Origin of the sequence: Pseudonocardia sp. EV170527-09, from assembly GCF_008369905.1 — a bacterium.
Lineage (GTDB): Bacteria > Actinomycetota > Actinomycetes > Mycobacteriales > Pseudonocardiaceae > Pseudonocardia.
In genome coordinates this window covers 48,730-67,696 of sequence record NZ_VRMC01000023.1, presented here as the reverse complement: position 1 = coordinate 67,696, position 18,967 = coordinate 48,730, and the positions used below count along the sequence as shown (strand labels likewise).

Below are 18,967 nucleotides of genomic sequence, written 5' to 3'. Positions count from 1 at the left end.
GGCGCGGGGGTGGCCGGGGCGGCCGGGCGGATGCCGCCGAGCCCGGCCGCCGCGCCTGCCACGACCAGCACGGCGACGGCGGCGGCCAACGCGGGACGCAGCCGTCGCCCGGAACCGGGGGAGGGCCCGCCCTGCCGCGACGACGTCGCGGCAGCCGGGCGGTCGGTCGTCGTCCGGCCGGAGGTCACCGGCGCAGCGTACGGCGCTGCCGTCCGACCCCGGCGCGGCGTTCCGGCGGGCGGCGGGCCGCGGTCGCCCGGCGGTCCGGAGCGGGTGCCGCGGGGCCTCAGCCCGGCAGCAGCGTCAGCCGCACCGACCGCGTCGGGTTGTCCACGTTGGTGTCGACCAGGCAGATCGACTGCCAGGTCCCCAGCGCGGGCCGGCCGTCGATCACCGGGACCGTCGTCGACGGCGGCACGAACGCGGGCAGCACGTGGTCGCGACCGTGCCCGGCGCTGCCGTGCCGGTGCCGCCAGCGGTCGTCGGCGGGCAGCAGCTCGCGCAGCTGCGCGAGCAGGTCGGAGTCGCTGCCCGCCCCGGTCTCGATGACCGCGATCCCGGCCGTCGCGTGCGGCACGAAGACGTTGAGCAGGCCGTCGTCGGCGCCGCAGTCGGACAGGAAGCGTTCGATCCGGTGCGTCAGGTCCACGACCGTCTCCTCGGAACCGGTCCGGATCTCGATCAGCTCGCTGTACACACCCCGAGACAGTAGGACCGTCGGTACGGTCGGGCAGCGTGGACGACTCGGTCACCTTCGCCGGATGGGAACTGCCACACCGGCCCGGCTACCTGAACACCGCGAGCATCGGCATCCCGCCGCGACGGGCGTCGGCGGTGGTCGCCGACGTCGTGGCGCGCTGGGCCGTCGGCGGGACCTCGCCGAAGGACTTCGACGACGCCGTCGAGACGGCCCGTGCCGGGTTCGCCGCGATCACCGGGGTGCCGGTCGCCGATGTCGCGCAGGGCGCCACGACGTCCGGTCTCATCGGTCCGCTCGCCGCGTCGGTGCCCGAGGGCACCCGGGTACTCGTCGCCCGCGGCGAGTTCTCCTCGGTGACCCGGCCGTTCGCGGTGCAGGCCCACCGCGGGGTCCGGGTGACCGAGGTGCCGCTCGCCGAGCTGGCGGCGCACGCCGCCGACCACGACCTCGTCGCGGTGTCGGTGGTGCAGTCCGCCGACGGTGCGATCGCCGACGTCGACGCGCTGTTCGCCGCTCGCGCCCGCAGCGGCGTGCGGCTGCTGTTCGACGTCACCCAGGCCGCCGGATGGCTCCCGCTGCGCCTGCACGACGCCGACGCCGTCGTCGGGTCGGGGTACAAGTGGCTGCTCGCGCCGCGCGGCGCCGCCTGGCTGGCCCGGCGGCCGTCCTGGGTCGACGGGCCGCCCGCCGGGGCGCGCTGGCCGGAGCCCACCCCGCACTCCGCGGGCTGGTACGGCACCCGGGACCGCTGGGGTGGTGGGCTCTACACCCCGGACCCGCCCGCGCGGCCCGGACCGGCCGGGGGCGAGGAGGCCCCGGTCTGGTTCGCCCATGCCGGCGCCGCGGTGACGCTGCCGTGGCTGGCCTCGCTCGACCCCGAGGGCCTGCGCGCGCACTGCGTCGGCCTCGCGGACGGCCTGCGCGAGCGCCTCGGGATGCCACCCGCCGGGTCGGCCATCGTGTCGGTGCGCGCCGAGGGAGCGGCCGACCGGCTGGCCGCGGCCGGGATCACCGCCGCCGTACGGGACGGGGCCGCCCGGCTGGCGTTCCACCTGTCGACCACGCTCGACGACGTCGAGGCGGCCGCCGCCGCGCTCCGTTGAGCGTCGCGCCTCTCAGCTCCGGCCGGGGAACACCGGCACGACGGGGGACCGCTCGGTGACCCCGCGCCAGTACGCGAGCCGGCCGGTGCACTCGACCATCGCCTTCAGCCCGGCCTCGCGGAGCGGGACCGACGACGACCGCTCGGTCACCGACCGCCAGGCGGCGATCGCGTCGGTCTCGGCCGACACCAGCAGCGCCCCGGCCGACACGCCGTCGACGACGGGCTGCGGGGCCGCGTACGCCGGCTGCGCCGAGACCGGCCGCTGCCCGATGTCGGACAGGGTCTGGGTGATCTGGCCGCGCAGGGTGGTGTGGGCCTCGATGTCGCCGCGGGCCCGGGTCGCCCACTCCGGCGGGATGAACGCGAGCGCCATCTTGTAGGCCCACAGAGCCGCGTGCTCGCAGGCGAGTGCCCGCTGCAGCGCGTCGACGGTGACCTGGGGGACCTGGGGCTCGTCGTCGGACTCCTGCCGCGGCAGCGGACCCGCGCTCATGCCGGGGCCCCGGTGAGGATCGCCGCGTAGGTGGCGCAGCAGGCGGCGACCTCGGCGACCAGCCCCACCTGCAGCGCCGAGGCGCGGGGGACGACCTCGCCCGCGCTGCGGGCCGACCCGGCGACGGCGTCGCGCACCGCGGCGAGGTCACCCGACGGTGGTGTCGCGGGGGAGGCGATCTGGCCCGGGGTGCGCCCGCCCGCCTGGTCCAGCGCGGCGGCGTGCTCCATCCGGGCGGCGCGCAGCGGCTCCAGCCGGCCCGCGAGCGACGGGTCGCCGGTCACCGCGGCGGCGATCAGCGCGGCGTCGGAGCGGGCGGCGTCGGCGAGCGCGAGCAGGGCGTCCGAGGCGTCCTGGGTGCGTGTGGTCGCGCGGGAGCAGCCCGCCAGTGGCACCGTCGCGGCCACCGCGGCCGCGGTCACCAGCACCTGGCGTCGGGTCGGGCGGACGCGGCGGGGGCCGGTCACCGACGACGGGACCGGCGACGACGGCGGCCCGGTCGGTGACATCCGGGGGGACACCCTGGGTGACACGGATGGCTGGCGGTCGTTCACGTCGGGTCATGCTGCCAGCACGCGCCGGGCCGCGCGGCACCGACCGTGCCCGCACGGGCCGCGGACGACCGCCCGTCGGCGGGCCACCGACCGTCGGCCCGCCGGGCGGACGCGCTAGGCTCGTCGGCCGTCCCCACCGTCACCGGCACCGCTCGGTCCCGTCCGGACGCGTCGCGGTGTGCGGCGCCGCTGTCGGATGCCGTCCGCAAGCGTCCGACGTGCCCGCCCACCGGCGGTCGCGACACCACGATCGTCCCCAACCGGAGCCCTGCCGACCGGTCGTCACCCCGGCAGGCCCCCCACACGAGGAGAGTCACCCGATGCGCAGTCCGGACCCCGCACAGCTGGCAGACCAGCTGCGCGGCGTGCTCGAGCCGGTGGTCCACGGGGCCGGGCTGGAGATCGACGCCGTCGAGGTCCGCTCCGCCGGGCGACGGCACTCGGTCAAGCTCGTCGTCGACCTGCCCGAGTCCTCGCCCGAGACCGGCATCGACCTCGACGTCATCGCCCGGCTCAGCCGTTCCGCGGCCGCCGAGCTGGACCCGCACGAGCACCTCATCGAGGGTTCGTACACGCTCGAGGTGACCTCGCCCGGGATCGACCGGCCACTCACCGAGCCCCGGCACTGGCGGCGGGCCTACCTGCGCCTGGCACGGCTCACGCTGACCGACGGCTCCGTCGTCGACGCCCGGGTCGGCCGGCTCGACGGCGACACGGTCGCCGTCGCGGTCCCCGGCCGGAAGACACCGGAGCGGCGCGACATCCCGCTCGCGGAGATCCGCCACGCCCAGGTGCAGGTCGAGTTCAAGCCCGCGCCGCCCGCGGAGACCGCACTGCTCGATCCGGACGCGCTGTCCGGCAGCACCGACGGGGCCGACGGGGCCCCCACGAACCACGACGGCCCTGACGGCCATGAGGGCCATGAGGGCCATGAGGGCACTGCCCGCGACGAGGAGAACCGGTGAACGTCGACATCCCCGCGCTGCGCGCGATCGAGCGGGACAAGGAGATCCCGTTCGAGACGGTCCTCTCGGCCATCGAGACGGCGCTGCTCACCGCCTACAAGCACACCGACGGTCACCACCCGGACGCCCGCGTCGACATCGACCGCAAGAGCGGTGTGGTGCGGGTCATGGTCCGCGACGCCGCCGACGCGTCCGAGGACGGCACCCCCGGTCCGGAGTTCGACGACACCCCGGACGGCTTCGGCCGGATCGCCGCGACGACCGCCCGCCAGGTCATCCTGCAGCGGCTGCGCGACGCCGAGCACGAGCGCACCTACGGCGAGTTCTCCACCAAGGAGGGCGAGGTCGTCGCGGGCATCGTGCAGCGCGACGCGCGCGCCAACGCCCGCGGCGTCGTCGTGGTCGAGCTCTCCGGCGGCACCGAGGCCGTGCTGCCCGCCGCCGAGCAGGTGCCGGGCGAGGTCTACAAGCACGGCGACCGGATCCGCTGCTTCGTCATCGGCGTGAACCGCGGCCCGCGGGGCACCTCGATCACGCTGTCGCGGACCCACCCGAACCTGGTGCGCAAGCTGTTCGCCCTCGAGGTGCCCGAGATCGTCGACGGTTCCGTCGAGATCGTCTCGGTGGCCCGTGAGGCGGGGTTCCGCTCCAAGATCGCGGTGCGCTCGACCCGCTCCGGGCTCAACGCCAAGGGTGCCTGCATCGGTCCGATGGGCGCCCGGGTGCGCGGCGTGATGGGCGAGCTGGCCGGTGAGAAGATCGACATCATCGACTGGTCCGAGGACCCGGCCGAGTTCGTCGGCAACGCGCTCTCACCGTCGAAGGTGGTGTCGGTGACGGTGCTCGACGAGCGCGCCCGGATCGCCCGCGTCGTCGTGCCGGACTTCCAGCTGTCGCTGGCGATCGGCAAGGAGGGGCAGAACGCCCGTCTGGCCGCCCGGCTCACCGGCTGGAAGATCGACATCCGCAGTGACGCCGACCCGCGCGACCCGGTCACCCCCGACGGTGGGCCGGCCGACCCCGCCGGGGAGCCGTCCTGACCGACGGAGATCAACAGCAGGGGTCGGGCGAGGGAATGCCCGACGACCGCCCTGCGCTACACTCGTCATCGGCCCGCGGTCGCGGACCGTCGCCCACGCACACCCGGTCGGTTCCGATCCGGACCTGTGTGGGGTGCCGGACCCGGGAACGGGCCGACGTACTGTTGCGGGTGGTCGTGGAGAACGGACGTTGCATTCCGGATCCGCGCCGCCGTCTCCCCGGACGGGGTGCCTGGTTGCACCGCTCGACGGGGTGCCTGGACAAGGCCGAGCGACGCTCGGCGTTCGCCCGGGCGTTACGCGTCCGTTCGGCACCGGACGTCACCGCCGTCAGGCGGTGGCTGCAGGAGTCGCACGACCCGCTGGGGCTCGGGAACCTCTCGGACCCGTCATCGGAAGAAAGCAAGGTCGACCAGTCATGAGCCAGCAGTGAAGATCGCACCATGAACGTGCTTCGACACTAGGTTCGAGGTCGAGCGGGATGCTGCCGCCCGGCCTCCGGTCAGGATGAGGAGAGCAGTGGCAGGCAAGGCCCGCGTGCACGAGCTCGCGAAAGAGCTCGGAATCAGCAGTAAGCAGGTCCTCAGCAAGCTGCAGGACCTGGGGGAGTACGTGAAGTCCCCCTCCTCCACCGTGGAGGCCCCGGTCGTGCGCAAGCTGCGCGACGCGATGGCCTCCGGTGGTGGCCCCGCCGGCGGTCAGCGCCGCGGTTCCGGCGCGCCCGGTGGCGGTCGTCCGCGTGCCGGTGGCTCCGGTGCCCCGTCGCCGTCGCGCCCGACCCCGGGTGCGGCCCCCAAGCCCGGCCCGCGTCCGGGTCCGCCGGCCCCCGCGACACCCACCCCGGGCGCCCCGTCGCCGTCACAGCCCGCGGCGCGCACCGACGCCCCGAAGCCGGGACCGGCCGCGCCCAAGCCCGGCCCGCAGGCCCCGGCGGCTCCGGCTGCCCCGGCCGCCCAGACCCCTGCCGCGGCCGCCGAGGCCCCGGCCGCGCCGAAGCCCGGTTCCGCCGCGCCGAAGCCCGGTCCGGCGGCTCCGAAGCCCGGCCCGGCCGCGCCGAAGCCCGCCTCGACGCCCCGCCCCGGTCAGGGACAGGGTGGCCAGGGCGGTGGCGCCCCGCGTCCCTCGGGCCAGCCCGGTGAGCGTGGTGCCCGTCCGGGCCCGCGTCAGCCGCGCGTCGGCAACAACCCGTTCGGCGTCGGCCAGGGTTCGCCCAAGCCGGGTCCGCGTCCCGGTGCGCCGCAGCCCCAGCAGGGCGGTGGCCAGCAGGGCGGCCGTCCCGAGGCTCCGGCCGCGCGTTCCGGTGAGGCCCCGCCGCGTCCGCCGCGTCCGGGCGGCGCTCCGGGTGCGGGCGGTCCCCGTCCGAACCCGGGCAACATGCCTCCGCGGCCGAACCCGGGCATGATGCCCGCGCGTCCGGCTGCCGGTCGTCCCGGTGCCGGTGCCGGCGGTCGTGGCGGCCCCGGCGGCGGTCGTGGTGGCCCCGGTGCCGGTCGTGGTGGCCCCGGTGGCGGTCGTCCCGGTGGCGGTGGCGGCGGTTTCCGTCCCGGTGGCGGCGGTCCCGGTGGTCCGCCCCCGGCCGGCGGTGGATTCCGCGGTCGTCCCGGTGGTGGCGGTGCGCGTGGTCGCGGCGGTGCCGCGGGTGCGTTCGGCCGTCCCGGTGGCCCGGCCCGCAAGGGTCGCAAGTCGAAGCGGCAGAAGCGCCAGGAGTACGACGCCATGGCCGCGCCCTCGGTGGGCGGCGTCCGCCTGCCCAAGGGCAACGGCGAGACGATCCGGCTGCCGCGTGGCGCGTCGCTGACCGACTTCGCCGAGAAGATCAACGCCAACCCGGCCTCGCTGGTGCAGGTTTTGTTCCACCTCGGTGAGATGGTCACGGCCACCGCGTCGGTCTCGGACGAGGTCCTGGAGCTGCTCGGCCAGGAGATGAACTACCGCGTGCAGGTCGTCTCCCCCGAGGAGGAGGACCGTGCGCTGCTGGAGTCGTTCGACATCGAGTTCGGTGACCCGGGCGACGAGGACGCGCTCGAGGCCCGTCCGCCGGTCGTGACCGTCATGGGTCACGTCGACCACGGTAAGACGCGGCTGCTGGACACGGTCCGCAAGGCGAACGTCCGTGAGGGCGAGGCCGGCGGCATCACCCAGCACATCGGCGCCTACCAGGTCGCGGCCGAGCTCGAGGGCGAGGAGCGGCTCATCACGTTCATCGACACCCCGGGTCACGAGGCGTTCACCGCCATGCGTGCCCGTGGTGCGAAGTCCACCGACATCGCGGTCATCGTGGTGGCGGCGGACGACGGCGTGATGCCGCAGACCGTCGAGTCGATCAACCACGCCCAGGCGGCCGGTCTGCCGATCGTCGTCGCGGTCAACAAGATCGACGTCGAGGGTGCGAACCCGCAGAAGATCCGTCAGCAGCTCACCGAGTACAACCTGGTGGCCGAGGAGTACGGCGGCGACACCATGTTCGTCGACATCTCCGCGAAGCAGGGCACCAACATCGAGGCCCTGCTCGAGGCGATCCTGCTGACCGCCGACGCGGCGCTCGACCTGCGGGCCAACCCCGAGATGGAGGCGCAGGGCGTCACCATCGAGGGTCACCTGGACCGCGGTCGCGGCCCGGTGGCCACGGTGCTGGTCCAGCGCGGAACGCTCCGGGTCGGCGACTCGGTCGTGGCCGGCGACGCCTCCGGGCGCGTCCGGCGCATGGTCGACGAGCACGGCCAGGACGTCACCGAGGCGCTCCCGTCGCGCCCGGTGCAGGTCATCGGTCTGACGTCGGTGCCGGGTGCGGGCGACACGTTCCTCGTCGTGGACGAGGACCGGGTGGCCCGCCAGATCGCCGACCGGCGCCGCGCCCGCGAGCGCAACGCCGAGCTGGCGAGCCGTCGCAAGCGCGTCAGCCTGGAAGACCTGGACGCCGCGCTGAAGGAGACCAACACCCTCAACCTGATCATCAAGGGTGACAACTCGGGCACCGTCGAGGCGCTCGAGGAAGCCCTGATGAAGCTGGACGTGGGTGAGGAGGTCGAGCTGCGGGTCATCCACCGCGGCGTCGGCGGCATCACCGAGGGCGACATCAACCTCGCCATCGCGGACAACGTCATCGTCATGGGCTTCAACGTCCGTGCCGAGGGCAAGGCCACCGAGCTGGCCAACCGCGAGGGCGTCGAGATCCGCTACTACTCGGTGATCTACCAGGCGATCGACGAGATCGAGGCGGCCCTCAAGGGCATGCTCAAGCCGGAGTACGAGGAGGTCGAGCTGGGCCGCGCCGAGGTCCGCGACGTCTTCAAGTCCTCGAAGTTCGGCACGATCGCCGGTTGCCTGGTGATGAGTGGGGAGATCCGCCGGAACGCCCGGGCGCGCCTGCTGCGCGACTCGAAGGTGATCCACGAGAACCTCCCGATCTCGTCGCTGCGCCGGTTCAAGGACGACGTGGTCGAGGTCCGCGAGGGCTTCGAGTGCGGTCTGACGCTCGGTACCTACAGCGACATCAAGGTCGACGACGTCATCGAGACGTTCGAGATGCGGGAGAAGCCGCGCGACTAGCGGTTGACGAACGCGCTCCGACGGGGCGGCCGGTCACCGGCCGCCCCGTCGGCGTCAGTGGAGGTGTGTGTGTACGTCGGCTCCCTGGAGTGTGACGTCCTGCTCGGCGACGTCCGGTCGCTCAAGCAGAAGCGGTCGATGGTCCGTCCGCTGCTCGCCGAGCTGCGCCGGTTCGAGGTGGCGGCCGCCGAGGCCGGCCATCTGGACCTGCACCGGCGCGCGCTGATCGGGGTGAGCTGCGTGGCCGCCGACACGGGCCACGTGCGCGCCCTGCTGGAGCGGTGCGAGCGACTCGTCGCCGCCCGCCCCGAGCTGGAGCTGCTGTCCGCGCGGACACGGCTGTTCGGCCCGGACGACGACTGACCGCCGCCCCGCTCGGGCGCGGCGCAACCCCGCGACCCGTGCCTAGACTCGGGCTCGCACGACCCGGTGGAAGGAGCAGGACATGGTCGACCAGGCCCGCGCGCGCAAACTCGCGAAGCGGATCTCGCAGATCGTGGCGGAGGCCCTCGAGCACGAGGTGAAGGACCCGCGGCTGGCGATGGTGACGATCACCGACACCCGTGTCACCGGTGACCTGCGCGAGGCGACCGTGTTCTACACGGTCATGGGTGCCTCGCTGGAGGAGGAGCCGGACACCGCGGGCGCCGCCGCCGCGCTGCAGAGCGCGAGCGGGGTGCTCCGCAGCCGGGTGGGGCAGCAGACCGGGGTGCGGCACACGCCGAGCCTCGCGTTCGTGCTGGACGCGGTGCCGGACACGGCCCGCCGGATGGAGGAGCTGCTGGCGCGCACTCGCGCCTCCGACGAGGAGGTGGCCCGGTTGGCGGCCACGGCGTCCCCGGCGGGGGACCCGGATCCGTACAAGGCCCCGCGGGAGACCGACGCCGAGTGACCGGCGTCGTGCACGAGACCGTCCCGGGCCCCGGCCCGGTCGATCCGGCCGGGGCCGCGGCGGTCCTGCGCCGGGCCCGTGACGTGCTCGTGGTCGGGCACGTCCGGCCCGACGCGGACGCCGCGGGCAGCGCCCTGGCCCTGGCCACTGCCCTGCACCGCGCGGGCACCCCGGTCACCGTGTCGTTCGGCGGGCCGGACCAGGTGCCGGCCGCGCTGGTCGACAGCCTCGACCCCCACGGGCTCGTCGTCGTATCGGTGGACGCGCCGCGCTCGCCGGACCTGCTGGTCTGCTGCGACATCTCCGCGGCCCGTCGCCTCGGGGACCTGGAGCCGGTGCTGGACACGGCCGGGTCGTCGCTGGCGGTGGACCACCATGCGTCGTTCGTGGCGTTCACGGACCGGTACCTCGTCGACCCGGGTGCCCCGGCGACGGTGACGCTCGTCCGGGAGGTGCTCGCCGAGCTGGGCACCCCGTTGGACGCGGTCCTCGCCCGGTCGCTGTTCGCGGGGCTCTACACCGACACCGGCGGTTTCCGGCGCGGCGGCTCGGACGCGCTCCGGCTGGGCGCCGAGCTCGTCGACGCCGGCGTCGAGCCCGCCCCGCTGCTGCGGGACATCGGGGGTCCGGTGCCGTTCGCGTGGCTCGCGGCGCAGGCCACGGTGCTGGCCGGGGCCCATCGCGAACCGGGCGTCGCCGCCGGGGCGGACCTGGTGTGGGCCGCCGTCGACGTGGCGACCGCGGCCCGGTTCCGGGACCGCACGGTCACGCTGGTCGGGTCGCTGCAGGCCGCGGCCGGGGGCGGGGTCGCGGCGTTGCTGACCGAGACGGTGCCGGGTGAGTGGTCGGTGTCGCTGCGCGGCAGCGGTTCCCCGGACCTGTCCCGGGTGGCGACGGCGCTCGGTGGCGGTGGGCACGCCGGTGCCGCCGGGTTCGAGCGCGCCGGCACCCGCGACGGCATCCTGGCGCTGCTGCGTGCGGAGCTGGCTCGCTGAGAGTGCCCGGTCTACCGGGTTCATCCCGGGTACACGGCCCCGACATCACGACCGGGTACACCTCGGGGCGGTCCGGCGTCACGGCGTCGGGGCACGTAGCGTGTCCCGCGAGACCAGGAGGTGTGCGGTGCGATCCGAGCCCGCTGCGGCCCGCGGGGGCGACAGTCACGGCAACGCGTCCAGCGGGTGGCCGGAGTTCCTCCGTGCCTGGTTGCGCAACCCGGCCCGGGTGGGTGCGGTGTGGCCGAGCTCGCCGCGGTTGTCGGCGAAGCTGGCCCGCATCGCGCCGGGGCACGGCGCGCCGGTCGTCGTCGAGCTGGGGCCGGGCACCGGCGCCGTCACCACGCAGGTCGGGAGGCGGCTGCCCCCGGAGGGGCGGCACCTCGCCGTCGAGCTCGACCCGGGGATGGCCCGCTACCTGCAGGAGCGCCACCCGGGCGTCGAGGTCGTGAACGGCGACGCCCGCAAGCTGGGGGCGCTGCTCGCCGAGCGGGACATCACCTCGGTCGACGCGGTGATCTCCGGGCTGCCCTGGTCGCTGTTCGACCGCGTGATGCAGCAGGAGATCCTCGACCAGGTCGTCGGGGCGGTGGGGGAGACCGGTGCGTTCGCGACGTTCGCCTACTCCCACACCCTGCCGATGCCCTCGGCACGGCGGTTCAAGGCGACCCTGCACGAGACGTTCGACGAGGTCGTGATGACCCGGACGGTGTGGCGCAACCTGCCGCCCGCGTTCTGCTTCCTCTGCCGCCGCCCTCGTCGGTGACCCGGCCCGCCCCTCTCGCGGGCGGGCCCCGCGACATCCTCCGGCTCGCCCTGCCCGCCCTCCCGGTGCTGGCGGCCGAGCCGCTGTTCCTGCTGGTCGACACGGCCGTCGTCGGACGGCTGGGTGGGCTGCCGCTGGCCTCGCTCGCCGTCGCGGCGGTGCTGTTCGCGCAGGTCACGACCCAGCTGACGTTCCTGTCCTACGGGACGACGGCGCGCGCGGCCCGGTTCTACGGCGCCGGGCGCCGCTCGGCCGCGGTGACCGAGGGAGTGCAGGCGACCTGGCTGGCGCTGGGCGTCGGGCTGCTCGTCGTCGCGCTCGGACAGCTCGCCGCCGCACCGCTGGCGGGGCTGCTCGCCGGGGACCCGGCGATCGCCGGGGGTGCGGTCTCGTGGCTGCGCATCGCCCTGCTCGGCGCCCCGCTGGTCCTGGTGACGCTGGCCGGCAACGGTTGGATGCGCGGGGTGCAGGACACGCGTCGTCCGATGTGGATCGTGGTCGGCGGCAACCTGCTGTCCGCGCTGCTCTGTCCGCTCCTGGTGCACGGGGCGGGGGACTGGGCGGGCTGGGGGCTCGAGGGCTCGGCGATCGCGAACGTCGCGGGGCAGGCCGTCGCGGCGTCGCTGTTCCTCCGGGCGCTGGTCGTCGAACGACGGCGGGCCCCCGCCGGTGACCCGGTCCGCTTCGCCCCGGACACCGCGGTGCTCCGCTCCCAGGCGACGATGGGTCGCGACCTGATCGTGCGGTCGCTGGGGTTCCAGGCCTGCTTCCTGTCCGCGACGGCGGTGGCCGCCCGGTTCGGGTCCGAGTCCGTCGCCGCGCACCAGATCGTGCTGCAGCTGTGGGTGTTCCAGTCCCTGGTGCTCGACGCGGTCGCGATCGCGGCGCAGTCGCTGGTCGGGGCCGCCCTCGGTGGTGCTGCCGGCGACCGTGCTGCTGACGACCGTGCCGCCGACGACCGTGCCGCCGACGACCGCGCCGGCGGCGACCGTGCGGACACGGGTCCGGCGCGGGCGCTCGCCGCCCGGGTCACCCGCTACGGGCTCGTGCTCGGCTGCGGGTTCGGCGTGCTGTTCGCCGCGCTCTACCCCGTCCTGCCGCCGGTGTTCACCCACGACGCGGCCGTCCTCGCGGCGGTCCCCGCCGCGTGGTGGTTCTTCACCGCGCTGCAGCCGATCGCCGGGGTGGTGTTCGCCCTGGACGGTGTGCTGCTCGGCGCCGGTGACGCGGCCTTCCTGCGCACCACCACGCTGCTCGCCGCGCTGGGCGGGTTCCTGCCGATGATCTGGCTGTCCCTGCTGTTCGGGTGGGGACTGGCCGGGATATGGACCGGGCTCGCCGCGTTCATGGTGGTCCGCCTGGTCGCGGTGGGGCTGCGGGCACGGTCGGGGCGCTGGGCGGTCCCGGGGGAGATCCGGGCCTGACCGTCCGACCTGCTGCGCCCCGCGATGTGGCCCTCCCCGAGCTGCGGGCCCCGGTGGCTCGGTGGCCGGCCTGCTCGGCGCGCAGGAGATGGCCGCCCTGTCGCCGGGGTCGTCGGCCTCGGCCGGGCAGGACGAACGAGTCCGCACCCCTCCGTCGCCGCGACGGGGCCCGTTCGCCGCGGTGCGTGGAGCGACCCGTCGACGGAGTCCGGGCGGCCGAGTGGCACACCAGGCACCTGGTGGCGGGGCCCGGAGGTACACGACGTGCCACTCGGCGCCTCCGGGACGGGTCACCGGACGGATGTGCCGCGCTGCGGTCCCGTTCCCCGCGGGCCGGGATCCGGTGGCGGCAGGTGGTCAGCCCCGGCCGGTGGCCGAGGTCTCCGGCCGGTGGCCCGGGGCGTCCGGCCGGTGTACCGGGGCGTCGGAGTCCTCCGGCGCTCCGGCGTCCCCGGGGGGCGTGGCCGGCAGCGGCAGCCGCACGGTGAACACGGCGCCGGTGCCGTCGTCGCGGGCGCCGACCGTCACCGACCCGCCGAGGCGGCGGGCGATCCGGTCGACCAGCGCCAGCCCGATGCCGCGGGGGCGGCCGCCGGGCGTCGCGCGGGTGCTGAACCCGAAGGTGAACAGCTCGCGGGCGGTGTCGGGGGGCACTCCGGGGCCGCTGTCGGCGACCTCCAGGAGCAGCTCTCGGCCGTCGGGCCCGGTGCGCAGGACGACCGCGACCGACCGTTCCCCGGCGCGCCCGGTGACGACCTCGACCGCGTTGTCGACGAGGTTGCCGACCAGCGAGACCAGGTCGTCCGCGGCGAAGGGCAGTCGCAGCTCCGGCAGCACGTCGGGGTCGCAGGCGTCGGTGACGGAGAAGGTGACGTCGTGCTCGGAGGCCTGCCACGCCTTGTCGGCGAGCAGCGCGGCCAGGACCGGGTCGTACACCTCGGCCACGACCCGCGCGCCGGGCCCGCGGGTGCGGTCCAGCGCGGCGGTGCCGGCCGCCGCGGCGTCGGCGGTGTCGCCGAGCTCGATCAGGGTCAGCACGGTCTGCAGCCGGTTGCCGAACTCGTGCGCCTGCCCGGACAGCGCGGCGACGGTGCCGCGGGCCTCGTCGCGTTCGCGCAGCACCCCGGCCAGCTCGGTGCGGTCGCGCAGGGTGAACACCCGCGTCCCCGGGCCCGCGGCCGGCCCGGCGTGCCTGCTGTTGACCAGCAGCACCCGCTCCCCGGCCAGCGCGGCCCGGTCGCGCAGGTCCGAGCGCAGCCCGCTGGTGAGCACGGCCGCGACGGCCGGGTCCATGCCGAGCCCGGTGAGCGGCCGGCCCGGGACGGCGGGGTCGCCGGGGGAGTCGTGGTCGGGCAGGCCGAGCAGTCTCCGGGCCTCGGCGTTGACGACGACGAGCCGCCCGTCGCCGTCGACGACCAGCAGCCCCTCGCCGACGGCGTGCAGCACCGCCTCGTGGTGGGTGTAGGCGGCGGTGATGTCCTCGGGCTCCAGGCCCAGGGTCTGGCGACGCAGCCGCCGGGCCAGCAGCACCGCCAGTCCCGAGCCCACGAGCACCGCGACCACGGCCGCGGCGATGATGCCCGGCAGCCAGCGCAGCGCGAGGTCGCTGATCCGGGTCTGCAGCACGCCGACTGACACCACCGCGGCGACCCGGCCGTCGACGAGCACCGGGGTGACGGTGCGGACCGAGGGGCCCAGGGTGCCGGTGTAGACCTCGGTGGAGGTGCGTCCGGCCAGTGCCGGGACGATGTTGCCCTGGTACGGCCGCCCGATCTCGTCGGGGTTGTAGTGGCTGTAGCGGATGCCCTGCGGGGACATGACGACGACGAAGCTGCTGTTCGTGGCCCGGCGGACGCGTTCGGCCACCGGCTGCAGTCGCCCGGCGAGGGTGGCGAGCCCGCCGCCCTCTCGGATCGCGGACACGACCTCGGGATCGGAGGCCAGCGACAGCGCGGTGGCGGTGGTGAGCCGCCCGGCGGCGTCGTGCTCCAGGCGGGTCGCACCGACGACACCCAGCGCGGCGAGCCCGCCGACGGTGAGCAGCACGGTGACGACCTGGAGCAGGAACAGCCGCCGCACCAGCCGCGACCGCCGCAGCGGTGGGGAGGAACGGAACGGCCGGCGCACGGGCCCAGCCTGCCACCGCGGGAGTGGCAGGGGGACCCGTGCACCGGCCGGGACGTCCGCACCCCCGCGGGCCTGCTGGCTCCGCGGGGGTGCGACGGTCATGGGAGGAGGACCTGCGCCGTGGTCAGGAGCCCGCGCCGACCTTCTCGCGGGAGCCGGCCCCGGGCTTCTCGGCGCCCTCGGCGGCCTGCTCGATCTGCTCGTCGGCGGCACCGCCACCGTGCGCGGCCTCCATGTCGGCCTCGACGAGCTTCGGGTCGTCCAGCACCGCGGCGAGCCGCTCGCGGTCGAGCTCGCCGTTCCAGCGGGCGACGACGAAGGTCGCAACGACGTTGCCGATCGCGTTGGTGAGCGCACGACCCTCGGACATCATGCGGTCGATGCCGACGATCAGCGCGAGACCGACGACGATCGCCTCGGGGGTGAAGAACTCCCCGCCGAAGGCCTGCAGCGACGCGGCCAGGGTGACCAGGCCGGCGCCGGTGACGCCGGCGGCGCCCTTGGAGGTGAGGACCATGAGCACGGCCAGCGCGATCTGCGCGCCGATCGGCAGGTACTCGTTGCCCGCCTGGATGATGAACAGCGCACCCAGGGTCAGGTAGATGCAGGTGCCGTCGAGGTTGAACGAGTAGCCGGTCGGGATGACCATCCCGACGGTCTGCTTGGACGCACCGGCGGACTGCAGCTTGGTGAGGAAGCGCGGCAGCACCGACTCCGACGACGAGGTGCCGAGGATGATCAGCAGCTCGTCCTTGATCAGGCGGACGACCTTGAAGATGTTGATGCCTGCCATCCAGGACACCGCACCGAGGACGACGACGATGAAGAACAGGCAGGTGCCGTAGAAGACCAGCATCAGCTTGAGCAGGTTGAGCAGCGACGCGCCGCCCATCTGGCCGACGGTGTAGGCCATGCCGCCGAACGCGGCGACCGGCGCGGCCCACATGATGATCTTGATGATGCCGAAGATGACCTGGGCGATGCCCTCGATGCCGCCGACCAGGCGGCTGCGCAGGGCCGGGTTCAGCGAGGAGATGGCGCAGGCGGCCAGGATGGCCAGCACCAGGACCTGCAGGACCGAGTTGTCCACGAACGGGCCGAAGAAGCTCTTCGGGAGCAGCGAGTCCTGGATGAACGGGATGACACCCGACTCCTGGGCCCCGGTCTCGAACTGTCCCTCGGCCCGGGTCAGCTCGGCTGCGCTCGGGTGCCCCTCGAATCCGGCACCCGGCTGGAAGACGTTGCCGGCGATGAGGCCGAGCGTCAGCGCGATCACCGTCATGATCAGGAAGTAGCCCATGGCCCGCGCGGCGAGGCCCCCGGCCCGGGCGAGGTTGCCCAGCGAGGCGATGCCGACGATGACGGTGCAGAAGATGACCGGGCCGATGATGACCTTGATCATCTGGACGAACGTGTCGGCGAGCCACTTCAGCTCGCCGGCGAAGCCGGGAGCGAGGAACCCGACCGCGATGCCGGACGCGATGCCGACGAGCACCCAGAACCAGAGCTGGGTGTAGACCTTCTTCTTGGTCCGGGTGGGGGTGGTGGACCCCGTCCCGGACGAGCCGTCTGCGTTGGCGACCTCGGCCATGTCCGTCCTCCTCGACGTGTTCGGTGCGGACACGATGGAGCCGGGGTGTGTCGTGGGGCAACCGCGGGGGCACCGAGCTTGAGGAAGCTTTGAGGAATCGTGACTAAGGTGGGTCCGTGCGGGTGCTGCTGGTCGAGGACGACGCGGTCCTCGGCGACGCCCTGCGGCGCAGCCTCGTCCGCCAGGGCTACCCGACCGACCTCGTGACCAGCGGGTCCGCGGCCATCGCCGCCGTCGCCGAGCGGGAGCCCGACGTCGTCCTGCTCGACATGGGCCTGCCCGACCGCGACGGCATCGGCGTCTGCCGGGAGATCCGGGAGCGGTCCCGGGTGCCGATCCTCGCCATCACCGGCCGCGGCGACGTCGCGGCGCGGGTGCAGGGACTGCGCTCGGGCGCCGACGACTACCTGGTCAAGCCGGTCTCCACCGACGAGCTGGTGGCCAGGATCGAGGCCGTCCTGCGTCGTGCCACCGGCGCCGCGGTGGCCGCGACGGTGAGCGTCGGCGACGTCGTCGTCGACCTCGACCGGCGGGCGGTGACCGCGGCCGGCACCGAGGTCGCGCTGACCCGCAAGGAGTTCGACCTGCTCGCTGCGCTCGCCCGCCGGGAGGGAGCGGTGCTGCCGCGCACCGAGCTGCTGGAGCAGGTGTGGGGGACCGCCGACGCGTCCGCGGCACGCACGCTGGAGGCACACGTGGCGTCGCTGCGGTCGAAGCTGGGGGCCCGCGACGTCGTGGTGACGGTCCGTGGAGTCGGGTACCGGCTGGCGCGTTAGCGTCCCGGCGTGCCCGCACGCAACCCACCCCCGCCGCCCGGCCTCGTGATCGTCGACAAGGAGCGGGGCCCGACCAGCCACGACGTCGTCGGGAAGCTCCGTCGGATCATGGGCACCCGCAAGGTCGGCCACGCCGGGACCCTGGACCCGATGGCGACCGGGGTGCTGGTCGTCGGCATCGAGCGGGCCACCAAGCTGCTCGGGCACCTGTCGCTCGACACCAAGGCCTACACCGCGACCGTGCGGCTCGGGCAGGGCACCGACACCGACGACGCCGAGGGCACGCCCGTCGGCGAGCCCGTCCCGGTCCGGGTCGACGAGGACGCGGTCCGCGCCGCCATGGCCACGCTGACCGGGGAGATCATGCAGGTCCCCAGCGCGGTGTCCGCGGTGAAGATCGACGGCAAGCGTGCCTACCAGCGGGTCCGCGACGGCGAGACCGTCGAGATCCCGGCCCGCCCGGTCACCGTGTCGGCCTTCGAGCTGCTCGCGGTGCGCCGTGACGGTCCGTGGTGCGACCTCGACGTCGCCGTCGACTGCTCCTCGGGCACCTACGTCCGCGCGCTCGCCCGCGACCTCGGCACCGCGCTGGGCTCCGCCGGGCACCTGACCGCGCTGCGGCGCACCCGGGTCGGACCCTTCACCCTGGAGCACGCGCGCACCGTCGAGCAGCTCGCCGAGGAACCCGGGCTGTCGCTGGACCTCGCCGCGGCCGTCGCGACGGCGTTCCCGCGGGTCGACCTCGACGCCTCCGCCGCCACCGACGTGCGGTTCGGCAAGTCACTGCCGGCGGCCGGGATCGCGGGCACCTACGGGGTGTTCGCCCCGGACGGCGCCGCGCTGGCCCTGATGGCCGACCGCGGTGCCGCCGCCCGCCCGGTCGTCGTGCTCGCGCCGGCCGGCTGACCCTGCGGGCCGGGCGCGGTCGCCCGCTGCGCGGGACCCGGCCCGGTTCGCCTAGGCTCGCGCCCGTGCAGCGGTGGCGTGGTCTGGAGGCGGTTCCGCCCGGCTGGGGCCGGTGCGTCGTGACCGTCGGTGTGTTCGACGGGGTGCACCGTGGACACCGGCAGCTGATCTCCCGCGCGGTGGAACGGGCGCACGAGCGCGGCCTGCCCGCCGTCGTCGTGACGTTCGACCCGCACCCGGCCGAGCTGATCCGGCCCGGCACCCACCCGGCGCGGCTGTCCACACTCGACCGGCGGGCGGAGCTCGTGGCCGAGGTGGGCGCGGACGTCTTCTGCGTCATCCCGTTCACCGAGGCGCTGTCCCGGATGCCGCCCGCCGGGTTCGCGCACGAGGTGCTGGTCGACCGGCTGCACGCGGCCGTCGTCGTGGTGGGCAGCAACTTCACCTTCGGCCACCGGGCCGAGGGCGACGTCGGGACCCTCGCCGAGCTGGGCCGTCGCTTCGGGTTCGCCTGCGAGGCGCTCGACCTGGTCTCCGACCACGACGTGACCTTCTCCTCCACCTACATCCGGTCCTGCATCGACGCCGGGGCCGTCCGCGACGCCGCCCACGCGCTGGGCCGCTGGCACCGGGTGGACGGCGTGATCGTGCACGGCCACAAACGTGGCCGTGACCTGGGCTACCCGACCGCGAACGTCGCCACCCCGCCGCACACCGCGATCCCCGCCGACGACGTCTACGCGGGCTGGTTCCGCATCGGCGACCGTCGTCTGATGGGCGCGATCTCGGTGGGGACCAACCCGACGTTCTCCGGGCGGGTGCGCACCGTCGAGGTCTACGTCCTCGACGTCGACGAGAACTTCTACGGCCACGAGGTCAGCGTCGAGTTCGTCGAGCGGCTGCGCGGCCAGGAGCACTACGACGGCGTCGAGGCGCTCGTCGCACAGATGGGTCGGGACGTGGAGACCTGCCGCGAGATCCTCACCGCGGCCGGCGACGCCACCGGACCCGACGGGGTGCCGGATTAGGTGAAAACCCCCTGCCGGGGCCGATCGACCGCGCCGCACCGCGTGGTCACCGAGGC

General features: G+C 74.8%; 19 protein-coding genes. 13 read left to right on the top strand and 6 right to left on the bottom strand.

The features are described 5' to 3' along the window. Together FVA95_RS09765 and FVA95_RS09760 are read right to left on the bottom strand one after the other, a co-directional pair. The coding region (locus FVA95_RS09765; protein WP_205015810.1) for a hypothetical protein at positions 1-188 on the bottom strand (188 nt) is incomplete at its 3' end. A 98-nt stretch (positions 189-286) separates the two neighbouring features. Beyond that, complete coding sequence (locus FVA95_RS09760; protein WP_075307553.1) at positions 287-697, bottom strand: secondary thiamine-phosphate synthase enzyme YjbQ; 411 nt, start codon at positions 695-697, stop codon at positions 287-289. 38 nt (positions 698-735) lie between these two features. On the opposite strand from FVA95_RS09760, the gene FVA95_RS09755 reads away from it, so the two are divergent. Continuing rightward, positions 736-1,803, top strand: coding sequence for an aminotransferase class V-fold PLP-dependent enzyme (locus tag FVA95_RS09755; protein WP_240051383.1), 1,068 nt, complete (start codon positions 736-738; stop codon positions 1,801-1,803). A 12-nt stretch (positions 1,804-1,815) separates the two neighbouring features. Here FVA95_RS09755 and FVA95_RS09750 read toward each other — a convergent pair whose 3' ends face one another. After that, positions 1,816-2,298 (bottom strand): ferritin-like domain-containing protein, encoded by a 483-nt coding sequence (locus FVA95_RS09750; protein WP_149663908.1) that lies wholly within the window; start codon positions 2,296-2,298, stop codon positions 1,816-1,818. After that, positions 2,295-2,807, bottom strand: a complete 513-nt coding sequence (locus tag FVA95_RS09745; RefSeq protein WP_149663907.1) for a hypothetical protein — start codon at positions 2,805-2,807, stop codon at positions 2,295-2,297. Before FVA95_RS09745 ends, FVA95_RS09750 begins: the two co-directional genes overlap by 4 nt. 365 nt (positions 2,808-3,172) lie before the next feature. Here FVA95_RS09745 and rimP point away from each other — a divergent pair, with 365 nt between their 5' ends. The 9 genes from rimP (at position 3,173) to FVA95_RS09700 (ending at position 12,483) form a co-directional block, all read left to right on the top strand. Continuing rightward, positions 3,173-3,817 (top strand): ribosome maturation factor RimP, encoded by a 645-nt coding sequence (rimP, locus tag FVA95_RS09740; protein ID WP_149663906.1) that lies wholly within the window; start codon positions 3,173-3,175, stop codon positions 3,815-3,817. After that, on the top strand, positions 3,814-4,857 hold the full coding sequence (nusA, locus tag FVA95_RS09735; RefSeq protein ID WP_020628120.1) for a transcription termination factor NusA: 1,044 nt from the start codon (positions 3,814-3,816) through the stop codon (positions 4,855-4,857). Before rimP ends, nusA begins: the two co-directional genes overlap by 4 nt. A 35-nt stretch (positions 4,858-4,892) precedes the next feature. After that, positions 4,893-5,279, top strand: coding sequence for a YlxR family protein (locus tag FVA95_RS09730; RefSeq protein ID WP_149663905.1), 387 nt, complete (start codon positions 4,893-4,895; stop codon positions 5,277-5,279). Positions 5,280-5,376: 97 nt separating this feature from the next. Further along, positions 5,377-8,406 carry a translation initiation factor IF-2 gene (gene infB, locus FVA95_RS09725; RefSeq protein ID WP_149663904.1) on the top strand — a complete coding sequence of 1,010 codons (3,030 nt, stop codon included), beginning with the start codon at positions 5,377-5,379 and terminating at the stop codon, positions 8,404-8,406. A gap of 69 nt (positions 8,407-8,475) precedes the next feature. Next, complete coding sequence (locus FVA95_RS09720; RefSeq protein ID WP_020623263.1) at positions 8,476-8,769, top strand: DUF503 domain-containing protein; 294 nt, start codon at positions 8,476-8,478, stop codon at positions 8,767-8,769. Between the two features lie 82 nt (positions 8,770-8,851). Continuing rightward, positions 8,852-9,298 (top strand): 30S ribosome-binding factor RbfA, encoded by a 447-nt coding sequence (gene rbfA, locus FVA95_RS09715; protein ID WP_149663903.1) that lies wholly within the window; start codon positions 8,852-8,854, stop codon positions 9,296-9,298. Then, the gene (locus tag FVA95_RS09710) at positions 9,295-10,293 is read left to right on the top strand and encodes a bifunctional oligoribonuclease/PAP phosphatase NrnA (protein WP_149663902.1); all 999 of its coding nucleotides are present in this window, start codon (positions 9,295-9,297) and stop codon (positions 10,291-10,293) included. Before rbfA ends, FVA95_RS09710 begins: the two co-directional genes overlap by 4 nt. 127 nt (positions 10,294-10,420) lie before the next feature. Then, positions 10,421-11,059: a class I SAM-dependent methyltransferase gene (locus tag FVA95_RS09705; protein WP_370460849.1), complete on the top strand. Its 639-nt coding sequence runs from the start codon at positions 10,421-10,423 to the stop codon at positions 11,057-11,059. After that, positions 11,056-12,483, top strand: a complete 1,428-nt coding sequence (locus FVA95_RS09700; RefSeq protein ID WP_149663901.1) for an MATE family efflux transporter — start codon at positions 11,056-11,058, stop codon at positions 12,481-12,483. The genes FVA95_RS09705 and FVA95_RS09700 overlap by 4 nt, the downstream gene beginning before the upstream one ends. Before the next feature lie 357 nt (positions 12,484-12,840). Here the strand turns inward: FVA95_RS09700 and FVA95_RS09695 are convergent, their stop codons facing one another. Continuing rightward, positions 12,841-14,610 (bottom strand): ATP-binding protein, encoded by a 1,770-nt coding sequence (locus FVA95_RS09695; RefSeq protein WP_161992249.1) that lies wholly within the window; start codon positions 14,608-14,610, stop codon positions 12,841-12,843. Positions 14,611-14,734: 124 nt separating this feature from the next. After that, positions 14,735-16,201 (bottom strand): cation:dicarboxylate symporter family transporter, encoded by a 1,467-nt coding sequence (locus tag FVA95_RS09690; RefSeq protein ID WP_149663899.1) that lies wholly within the window; start codon positions 16,199-16,201, stop codon positions 14,735-14,737. Between the two features lie 116 nt (positions 16,202-16,317). On the opposite strand from FVA95_RS09690, the gene FVA95_RS09685 reads away from it, so the two are divergent. The 3 genes from FVA95_RS09685 to FVA95_RS09675 all read left to right on the top strand — a co-directional run bounded on the left by FVA95_RS09685 (position 16,318) and on the right by FVA95_RS09675 (position 18,911). Further along, the gene (locus tag FVA95_RS09685) at positions 16,318-16,977 is read left to right on the top strand and encodes a response regulator transcription factor (protein WP_075307535.1); all 660 of its coding nucleotides are present in this window, start codon (positions 16,318-16,320) and stop codon (positions 16,975-16,977) included. 9 nt (positions 16,978-16,986) lie between these two features. Then, positions 16,987-17,883 (top strand): tRNA pseudouridine(55) synthase TruB, encoded by an 897-nt coding sequence (gene truB, locus FVA95_RS09680; RefSeq protein ID WP_149663898.1) that lies wholly within the window; start codon positions 16,987-16,989, stop codon positions 17,881-17,883. Between the two features lie 65 nt (positions 17,884-17,948). Further along, entirely contained in the window at positions 17,949-18,911 is a 963-nt protein-coding gene (locus FVA95_RS09675) for a bifunctional riboflavin kinase/FAD synthetase (RefSeq protein WP_149663897.1), read from the top strand. Positions 18,912-18,967 lie beyond the last annotated feature (56 nt).